Source organism: Zarconia sp. (genome assembly GCF_057467645.1).
The window spans coordinates 1-5,600 of the sequence record NZ_JBRJXU010000017.1; the positions used below are offsets into that span (position 1 = coordinate 1).

A 5,600-nucleotide genomic window follows, 5' to 3' on the forward strand; every position below is an offset into this window, starting at 1 on the left:
ATTGCGATTGAACTGGTCGAATTTGCCTTTGATGAAATAGCCTTTGTGGCGGGTAATGGGTTTGTGGACTTCATTGACGACGGCGGTTTTGCCGATACCGGAGAATCCCGCCACCAGCATCATCTCGGTATGACCTTGGGCAACTCTCTCGAATGCATCGAGTAAGGTTTGAACTTCCGTTTCCCGTCCGTAGAGCGTTTCGGGAATGATAAAGCGATCGCAGATATCTCGTTCTCCGAGTTCAAACCCTTCGATATTTCCTGTTTCTTTCCATTGCCTCAGACATTTTTCTAAGTCATATTTCAACCCCAACGCACTCTGATAGCGCTCCTCGGCATTCTTGGCCATTAGTTTGAGCACGATCGCCGATACCATTGGGGAAATGGATGGGTTAACTCTCTCGAGAGGTGTCGGAGGTTTAGCAATGTGGCAATGAACCAGTTCCAACGGATCGTCAGAGGGGAAGGGCAATTCTCCGGTGAGGAGTTCGTACAACGTCACCCCCAACCCATAGAAATCCGCCCGATAATCGATGCCGCGATTCATCCGTCCCGTTTGTTCGGGTGCTAAATAGGCTAGCGTTCCTTCAAGCACGTTAGGATTCTGGATTTCCTGGGTTTCCTTCGGCAATAGGGAAGAAATGGAAAAGTCAATCAGTTTGACTTGTTTGGTTTCTGGGTGAATGAGAATGTTGGCCGGTTTGATGTCTTTATGCACCACCCGATGCTGACCGAGTCCGTGGAGAATGTCTGTCAGTTGCACGGCGATTGCCAACACCTCTCGCATCTCTAATGGCTGCTGTCGGATATATTGCCCTAGGGAGATGCCGCCCACATCTTCCATGACTAATGCATAGCTATTGTGCCAGGATTCTAGGCTTAACGGGCGAACAATACCAGAGATCGTCAGGTTCTTGGTAATGGCGTACTGATTGCGGAACTGCACCAACTCGTTGAACGTTGGGTATTCACTACACAAGAATTTGACAATCACGGAGCGATCTCTGGTGTGGCAAGTCGCGCGATGAACTCGGGTACGATTCCCTTCGTAGAGAGTTTCTCCGAGGTGATAGCTGGGGAGTTGCAAGGTTTGGGCGGACATGATTTTGGGGTTGCAGAGTGGGTTGGGATGGTATGACGAAAGACGAGAGTCAAGCAGGATAACTCGGTTGCGTTCCTGCTATCGGTTTGCATTCGATCGGCACAACGATCTCGAATTCCGTTCCTTCTCCTGGATTCGATCGCACCGTTATCGTGCCGCCATGCTTTTCGATTATTGAATAGCTCACAAATAACCCCAATCCCGTACCGCGACCGACGGGTTTAGTGGTAAAAAATGGATCGAAAATTCGGTCTTGAATACCCTTGGGAATCGGACTACCAGTATTGGCGATCGCAATCCGGATGTGCTGAGGATCGAGGACTTCAGTCCGAATCCGAATTTCTGGATTTTCTCCCCCTTGAGGCGTCTCTCGAATCGCATCAATAGCATTATTGATAATATTGAGAAACACTTGATTGAGCTGACTCGGACAGCAAGTAATCTTCGGTAAGCCATTAAATTCCTTCACCACTCGCACTTCGGGTCGATCTTCTGTTTCTTGCAAGCGATGTTTCAAAATTAATAAGGTGCTTTCAATCCCACTTTTTAAATCGATAGTTTTGACGATCGATTCGTCTAAACGAGAAAAGTTTCGCAAGTTTAAAACAATTTTTCGGATCCGCTCGCTACCCACTTCCATCGAACCGAGAATCTTTTGGATATCCTCCAGTATAAAACAGAGGTCTATCTCTTCATTCTTTTCTTGAATAACGGCACTTCTACTCGGATATCCTTTTTGATAAATTTCGAGCAAGCCAATCAGGTCTTCAATATAGTTATTGATATGATTAATATTGCCGTGAATGAAGTTTACGGGATTATTAATTTCATGGGCGATACCTGCCACCAATTGACCGAGTGATGACATTTTTTCGGTCTGAATCAGTTGTGCTTGAGTGCGTTGCAACTGTTCTAAGGTTCCCTCTAAAGCTCGAGCTTTATTGTTGAGAGCTTCAGTTTTGCGCTCGACTTCGGCTTCTAAGGTGTAGGAATAGTTTTCCGTTTGTTGGTATAGACGCGCATTTTCAAGAGAGATGGCCGCTTGGCTGGAGAGAAGTTTGAGTATTTCGATGCGATCGCGGGTAAACGCACCGATGGTTAAGTTGTTTTCCAGGTACAAAATCCCGATGAGTTTTCCTTGACGACTCATCGGCATACATAAAACGGATTTGGGTTGGTGGGTAACAAGATAGCGATCGCCTGCAAATCGGTCTGCCGTGCTTAAGTTTTCAAAGACAACCGTTTCTTGAGTTCGCGCGACCGAATAAATCAAACTTTGAGGAAGATTCGAGTATCGATCGAGGGGGGTTTCTAGCAGTTGGAAACGCTCTCGATCGGATGTGGCGATCGCAACCCATTGACGATCTTGGTACAAAACTAAATGACCGCTTTGCGCCCCGGCATTGGAGATCGCGATCTGCATTAAAGTGGCTAAGAGTTTCTCTAATTCAATTTCTTCGGAGATCCCTTGAGCGGCTTTGAGAACCGCAGGAAAATCTAACCAGAGATTGGGGCTGGTGCTGGTTGCGCTTCTTGTCTGGGTTAGGGGGATGGTGGACTCGGATGGGAGTTGAGGATGAGTGGGTTGAAGAATCGCTGCGAGGAGTTGGGGATAGTTTTGTTCGAGATGTGCGACTTTCGCCTTTGCACCCCAACGAGCATAGCCATAGTAAGCTTCTTGCATGTAGCCACTGGCAACTTTCTCTTTGCCCCAGTCGAGGTAAAATTTGGCGGCGAGTTCGTTGGCTAATGCTTCTTCATGAATGTATTCGTTTTCTTTCGCCCCAGAAATTGCGAGATCGTATAACTCGATCGCCTGTGCTCGATGACCCTGAATCCGTGTTGTTTCCGCAGCAACTAAATCGAGTTTATGCTGAAAATTCTCCGGAGCGCGATCGGCCCAGATTTTTAGGCGTTGTTGGTGAGTTTTCACCTCATCCAACATTTGAGCTTGCCGTTCGGGGCTAGCGGTGGGGTACAGCGCTAACAACGCCAATGCTCGATACAGGGGAATCTGAGTCACCGGTAACAATCCCCCTCCAGCCTCTTCGTACTGGCTGGCCGATTCCGAGTGAACCAGAGTGCCTTCGTAATCGTCGAACAGGTAATACAGAATTGTTTTGGCGGTGTAGAAAAAGAACAATGCCGTGAAGGCATTCATCTGCTTGAGTTTAGGTATTGCCTCATCTTCGTCAAACCTTTGCCCCACAAGCTGTTTGGGATCGACGGCCATACCGATTAAATTTTCGACGAACTGTCCCCAGATTGCGGCAGCAAAGTATTGGAATTCTTGCTGGAGACTCTCGATCAGCTCAATATAGTAGGTTTGTTTTTGATAAATGAGGGTCAGAGATTCGCCGATTACGCAAAGGTTATCGCAATAGTTAATCGCAGAATAACAAGCAAACTCAATGTCACCATTCTCTAAGCCCGTTAATACGTTATCAGCTAGACATTCAACGCGATCGCGCGCCGGCTCCTTCCAGTTACGAATAAACGCATGGAAAAGTTGATTCACCTTGCAAGTTAGCTCGGCATCTTCATACCGATCGAGCGTGTGCAGCGCCAGTTGCCCAAAGCGGTAGCCCAATTCAAGATCCGTCATCGTGGCACAGAGCAACATCCCGTAGAGCGCATAGGCAAATGCACCTGTTGCTGAGTTTCCGTAGGTCGCTGACAGGTTCAGCATCGTTAAAATAATCGATGGCAAAAGCTGGGGATTGGCAATGAAAGCCGGAGCCCATAATTTGCTGAGAATACTCAAGGCAGAAACGATCTGGCGATCGGCGATCGTCGGCAGGGTGTAGAGGCGATCGATATCGATGTCCGATCGGGGAGCATCGTCGAGCGCAACATCGAGCAAACTCAAAATGTCTAACCCGACATCGAGCGCAGCTTGACACTGTCCTTGGGCTACCAACAGTGAAATGCGGATTTCGTAGGCTTTGACGCGATCGAGGAGATGTCTGGTGCGATCGAAAACGATCTGAATCTGTTGCTGTGCGGCTTCAAAGTCACCATTGAGATAGCTCACTTCAGCGAGTAGCGTATGTAATGACAGCATCAATGCATAATGAGTTTGCCATCCCTGGGAAGGAGTCGCATCGGTACATAGCAGCTCGATGGCTGTTTTTAAGTAGCTCGCCGCCGCGTTGTAGGCAGCAGAGAATTTGGCCTTCCGTGCAGCCGCTAAATTCAGTTGTGCGAGCTCTTCAAGTTCGCTCGGTTTCTCGATCGGGGCAAGACCCATATTCAACTGGTTGACGATTTTGAAGAGGTTTTCTTCCCGTTGAGCTTTAGAAGTCTTCTGCAACAACGATCGCCCGATGTTCAGGTGCGTTATCTGCTTGCGATCGTCCCGAATCAGAGAATAGGCAGCCTGCTGAACCCGATCGTGCAAAAAGCGATACCCCACCGCTACATCCTCAACACCCTTCTCTTCGAGTTCGTCCCCTTGGAAAAACTTATACGTCTCGCTTTCGGGAACGACAAATCCTTCTTGCAAAGAACGCCACAAATCCGTCGCCACCGCTTCTTGGGTTTCTTCGCACACCACCGCTAAGGTTCCTAAATCGAACTGGTTGCCAATACACGCCGCCAGCTTCAAAACTTCCTGCGTTTCCTGCGGTAGCTTCTGCAACCGTTCCACCATAAACTCCACCACATCCTCTGTGAGGGCTAACTGCCGTACTTGGGCTAAATCGCACTGCCAGTACCCCGCATCCACCTCGAAGCTAATACAGCCATCCTCATGCAACCCCTGCAAAAATTGGGTGGTAAAAAATGGATTCCCTTGGGTTTTTTGATACACCAACTCTGATAGCGGTGCGGCAATATCCGTCGAACACAGTAAAGTATCGGCGACTAAGCGAGTAATATCGACTCCATCCAAAACTCCTAGGGTCAGGGTATTGATAGTTGCCCCCCGTTTTTGCATTTCATCGAGAGTTAACATCAATGGGTGTGCCCCAAACACCTCGTTATCGCGATAGGCACCCAACACCAGCAAATCACCGGTTTCCGACTCGTTCATCAACAGCTTCAGTAGGTTCAGGGAGGCAGAATCCGCCCACTGCAAATCGTCGAGAAAGAGAACCAGGGGATGCTCCTGGGTGGCAAATACTCCCACGAATTTGCCAAAGAGCAGGTTAAAACGATTCTGTGCCGCACTCCCCGAAAGTTCGGGAACGGGGGGTTGTTGACCGATAATATTCTCGAGTGAAGGGATCGCGTCGATGATGACTTGTCCGTTTTCTCCCAACGCTTCCAGGATTGTGGCTTTCCAACCGGCTAAATTGGCATCGGATTCTCCGAGCAATTGCCCCATCAAACTGCGAAATGCGCCAACAAAGGCACTAAAAGGAATATTGCGATTGAACTGGTCGAATTTGCCTTTGATGAAATAGCCTTTGTGGCGGGTAATGGGTTTGTGGACTTCATTGACGACGGCGGTTTTGCCGATACCGGAGAATCCCGCCACCAGCATCATCTCGGTATGA

2 protein-coding genes are annotated in these 5,600 nt (G+C 48.5%); both read right to left on the reverse strand.

The annotated features are described in order from the left end of the window. On the reverse strand, nucleotides 1-1,101 hold a 1,101-nt coding region (locus AC2215_RS02695), incomplete at its 3' end, for a protein kinase domain-containing protein (protein WP_486808410.1). 49 nt (nucleotides 1,102-1,150) lie between these two features. Beyond that, nucleotides 1,151-5,600, reverse strand: a 4,450-nt coding sequence (locus AC2215_RS02700) for a trifunctional serine/threonine-protein kinase/ATP-binding protein/sensor histidine kinase (protein WP_486808411.1), incomplete at its 5' end; no start/stop codon positions are given.